The 1,176-nt window shown below is 73.0% G+C and carries 1 protein-coding gene and 1 pseudogene; both read right to left on the bottom strand.

The genetic code is table 11. The features are described from left to right. Nucleotides 1–71: 71 nt before the first annotated feature. Entirely contained in the window at nucleotides 72–1,034 is a 963-nt protein-coding gene (locus tag ACFVGO_RS28545; protein ID WP_380634891.1) for an electron transfer flavoprotein subunit alpha/FixB family protein, read from the bottom strand. Between the two features lie 45 nt (nucleotides 1,035–1,079). Then, nucleotides 1,080–1,176, bottom strand: a pseudogene (locus ACFVGO_RS28540) (electron transfer flavoprotein subunit beta); the annotation flags it as partial.

Raw genomic sequence — 1,176 nt, 5'->3', positions numbered from 1 at the left:
ATAAGGGAAGAGGAGAGAGGGGGGCACGCGGTGGCTTCCTTGTCCCCCCCCCCTCCGCTGTCGTCCGGGGATCAGGCCTTGCGGGCCTTCACCTCGGCGGTGAGCTGCGGCAGCACCTGGAAGAGGTCGCCGACCACGCCGTAGTCGACCAGTTCGAAGATCGGGGCCTCGGGGTCCTTGTTGACGGCCACGATGGTCTTCGAGGTCTGCATGCCGGCCCGGTGCTGGATCGCGCCGGAGATGCCCGCCGCGATGTAGAGCTGCGGGGAGACCTGCTTGCCGGTCTGGCCGACCTGGCTGCTGTGCGGGTACCAGCCGGCGTCCACGGCGGCGCGCGAGGCGCCGACGGCCGCGCCCAGCGCGTCCGCGAGCTCCTCGACCACGCCGAAGCCCTCGGCGGCACCGACGCCGCGGCCGCCGGAGACCACGATGGCGGCCTCGGTCAGCTCCGGGCGGCCGGAGGACACGCGCGGGGTGCGCGAGGTGACCTTGGCGGCGTTGCCGGTGAACGCGACGGCGACGTTCTCCACCGCGCCGGCGGCCGGGGCGGCCTCCGGGGCGACGGCGTTCGGCTTGACGGTGATGACCGGCGCGCCCTTGGTGACCTTCGACTTCACCTGGAAGGACGCGGCGAACACCGACTGGGTGGCGACCGGGCCGCCGTCGCCGGCCTCCAGGTCGACGGCGTCGGTGATGATGCCGGAGCCGATCCGCAGCGCGACGCGCGCGGCGACCTCCTTGCCCTCGCCGGAGGACGTCACCAGCACGGCGGCGACATCGCCGGCCCCGGCGATCTGGGCCAGGGCGTCCACCTTGGGGACGACCAGCTGGTCGGCGAACTCGGCGCCGTCGGCGACGTACACCTTCACCGCGCCGTACTCGCCGGCCTTCGCCGCGATGTCGGCCGCGGCCGCACCGGCACCGAGGACGACGGCGGACGGCTCGCCGATGCGGCGGGCCAGGGTCAGCAGCTCCAGGGCCGGCTTGCGGACCACACCGTCGGCGTGGTCCACCAGAACCAGGATCTCAGCCATGATTCGTTGCTCCTGATCGATCGTTGGATGCGCGAACGGGTGGGACTAGATGAACTTCTGGTCGGCGAGGAAGGCGGCGAGCGACTTGCCGCCCTCGCCCTCGTCCTTGACGACCGTGCCCGCGGTCCGCGCCGGACGCGCC

Source organism: Kitasatospora sp. NPDC057738 (assembly GCF_042798815.1).
Taxonomy (GTDB): Bacteria; Actinomycetota; Actinomycetes; order Streptomycetales; family Streptomycetaceae; genus Kitasatospora; species Kitasatospora lactacystinica.
This window is presented reverse-complemented; position numbering and strand designations above follow the sequence as displayed.